Genomic DNA, 3,264 nt, shown 5'->3' with positions numbered 1-3,264 from the left:
GCTCTCTCCGCGCAGGGACCTATTCGGCAAATTCTCGACAGTCCCAACGCGGAGATACCCTCTCCCCAACCCTCCCCCGCAAGCGGGGGAGGGAGCACACCTTCCTCGCGGCGACATTCGAACCTTACCATCATGCTTTAGGTCAGCCCGCGCCACCATCTCAGGTGGAATCGCCGTTGTGCTGCGCGTCCCTATGTGCGACAGTCTGTAGCGTTACAAGAAGAACTCAAGCCGCAAGGTCAGATGCCATGGACGATCGTTTGCCCGAGCTGGGCGACCTCGAGCACGAGGTCATGCAATTGGTTTGGGCCCATGGTCCCGTCACGGCCGAAATCGTGCGTGAAAGTCTGTCGCGGCGGCTGAAGGAATCGACGGTGCGCACGGTGCTGCGCCGGCTGGAAGAAAAGGGCTATGCCAACCACACCGTGGACGGACGCACCTATGTCTACCACGCTGCCGAAGAGCGCTCGCGGGTTGCGGCCAAGGCGGTGCAGCGCATCGTCGACTGGTTCTGCAACGGTTCGATCGAGGAAGTCCTCGTCGGCATGGTGGACAACAAGATGCTCGACCAGCAGCAATTGCGCACGCTGGCCGACCAGGTGGCCAAGGCGAAGAAGGCGAGGGGAGTGAAGAAAGAATGATCGCAACTCTGGCGGAGGCGGCACTGCGCTCCCTTGTGCTGGGAGGCGTCGTCTGGATCGGTCTCAACCTGTTTCGCGTGCGCAATCCGCACGTTCACATGACGGCCTGGGTCGTCGTGCTGCTGGCCTCGCTGGCCATGCCCTTCGTGATGCACTGGCCGACGCTCACGATCAGCCGGCTGCCTTTGCCGGTCTCCTTGCCGAACGATTTTCTGCCGGCCGACATCGCGATGCTGGAGTCGCCGCAGCCCGCGCTATCAGTCGCGTCCGACATGGTCGCCGCACCGCCATTGCCCAAGAGCGGGCTGTCGATCAATTGGTGGCTGATCGCCACCATCGTCTATGCCGGCATCGCCGGCCTGTTGTTGCTGCGACTCGCGATCGGTCTGTGCCTGACCTGGCGGCTGGCGCGCGCGGCAAAGCCGCTTCGCGGCACGCAGATGATCGGCACCAATGTGCGCGTCAGCCGCGACATCGGCGGCCCCGTCACCTTCGGCTCGACCATTCTGGTGCCGCCGCAATTTGCCGGCTGGGACGCCAAGAAGCGCCTCGCGGTGCTCGCGCATGAAGGCGCACATGTCGCCAATCGCGACTTCTACGTCCTCCTGCTCGCGTCGCTCAATCGCGCGGTGTTCTGGTTCAGCCCGTTCTCATGGTGGCAGCTGGCGCGCCTCGCCGAGCTCGCCGAGATCATCAGCGACGCCGAGGCGATCGAGATCATCGACGACCGGCTGTCCTACGCGGAGATCCTGCTCGATTTCGCCAGCACCGTGAAGCCGCGGCCGGTCGAGCTCGCGATGGCGCGCGCCTCGACCGTGCGTGCCCGCGTCGAGCGCATCATCGCGATGGCCGCGATGCCCGCCGCGATCAGCCGGCGCAAGCGATTGTGGATCGCTGCCGCGATCGTTCCGGTCGTGATCGTGTCCGCCGGCATGATTGCCTATCGCACGCCGGAGGCGGCGCCTGTCGCCGCGGATGTCGCGGACGTGCCCGCCCAGCACTACCGCCCATTCGTCAATTTCTACGCCATGGGGCCGGCCTCGGTGTTCGCCATCTTCCGTGAGGGTGACGACCTCTACGGCCAGCTCACCGGCCAGCGCAGATTGCCTCTGATGATCGGAGCTGACGGCACCGCGTCCTACGCGGCCTCGACGGGCGAGGTCACGTTCGCGCTCGATGCGGAGCGCCGCTCTTCCGAGCTGAAGCTGCGCATGAACGGCCGCGACGTGCGCGCGGTCCGGGTCGCCGAGATGCCGACGTCGGCCGCGGAGGCAGCGCCGCTCGACCAATATGTCGGCTGGTACAGGCTGGCGCCGAACCGCGTGCTCACCGTGCGCCGCGACGGCGAGCGTCTCTGGTTGCAGGAGACCGGCCAGGGCGCAACGCAGGTGCTCGCCGAGGGCACTGATGCCTTCTCGTTCCGCGGCGACCATCTGGTGATCTTCCTGCGCGACGAGCAGGCGAAGGTGTCGCGCGTGCTGCTGCAGAGCGCGGTGTTCGGCGCCCGCCTTGCGGCCCGTGTCGATGCGGCGGTGGCTCAGGCCGTCGAGGCGGATTTCGCGCGCCGCCTCGCGAAGGTCTCCGACAGGTTCAGGGAGCAGGTGCCGGCGGCCGGCAGCAAGGAGATGATCCTGAGCGGCATCGAAGGCCTGCGCCGCGGCACGCCGGACTATGATCGCATGAGCGCGCCGCTCGCGGCCAAGATCCACCGCTATCTCGCCGAAATGCAAGCGACGTTCGTGGCGCTCGGCGCGGTGGAGTCGATCTTCTTCCGCGGCGTGGGCCCCGGCGGCTACGACATCTACGGCGTGAAGTTCGAGAACGGCAGTGCGGAATTTCGCCTGATGATCGAGCCGGACGGCAAGGCGGGCGACGTGTTCTTCCGCGCCGATGGCAATGAGGAACTCGGCGGCATCGTGCCTTGCGCGCAGGAGGCCAACGTTCGCGGCCGCGCCGGCACCTCGCCGATCAGGATCATGCTCTATAACGAGATGGACGACGATATCCAGGTTTTCAATCTCGATGCGGACGGCAATCGCAAGGCGCAGATCGTCAAGCCCAACATGACATGGCTCACCACCACCACCGTGAACAATCCCTGGATGATCGCTGACAAATCGGGGCGCTGTCTCGAGATCGTGGTGCCGGGTCGCCAGACCCGCTTCCACAATGTCGAAGCCGCAAATATCGGCGCGCGCCCGGGCCGGGCCGCACGCCGCGCCGTTCCGATCGCCAATGGCGAGGAGATGCTGCGCCGCTATATCGAGGATCTCGGCAGGGGCCAGCCCGACTACGAGCACATGACGTCGGAAGTGGCCGACATCACGCGTCAGCAATTGCCGTTCGACCAGGCGATCCTGGCGCGGCTCGGCGCGTTGCGTGCGGTCTCCTTCCGCGGGGTCACCGCGCTCGACAGCGACATCTACATCGCGCAGTTCGCCAACGGCTCGGCGGAATGGCGCATCGGTGTCCGGAACGGCACGATCACGAAGATCGCACTCGGCCCGAATTTCTAGAGCGTGCTGCAACAGCGGAAGTGCGCTCCCTCTCCCGCTTGCGGGAGAGGGTCGGGGAGAGGGTGTCTCCGCAATGGGACTATCCCAAGAGGAGAAAGCCCTCACCC

2 protein-coding genes are annotated in these 3,264 nt (G+C 65.8%); both read left to right on the top strand.

Annotated features, from left to right (window positions below; all coding sequences use genetic code 11):
• Positions 1-248 precede the first annotated feature (248 nt).
• Entirely contained in the window at positions 249-641 is a 393-nt protein-coding gene (locus tag SE92_RS34595) for a BlaI/MecI/CopY family transcriptional regulator (RefSeq protein WP_063203927.1), read from the top strand.
• Positions 638-3,157: a M56 family metallopeptidase gene (locus tag SE92_RS34590; RefSeq protein WP_063203926.1), complete on the top strand. Its 2,520-nt coding sequence runs from the start codon at positions 638-640 to the stop codon at positions 3,155-3,157. Before SE92_RS34595 ends, SE92_RS34590 begins: the two co-directional genes overlap by 4 nt.
• Positions 3,158-3,264 lie beyond the last annotated feature (107 nt).

The sequence above is a fragment of the Bradyrhizobium sp. AT1 genome (assembly GCF_001590795.1).
Taxonomy (GTDB): domain Bacteria; phylum Pseudomonadota; class Alphaproteobacteria; order Rhizobiales; family Xanthobacteraceae; genus Bradyrhizobium.
The sequence above is the reverse complement of the archived record's forward strand: the minus strand, read 5'-3'. Positions and strand labels throughout refer to the sequence as shown.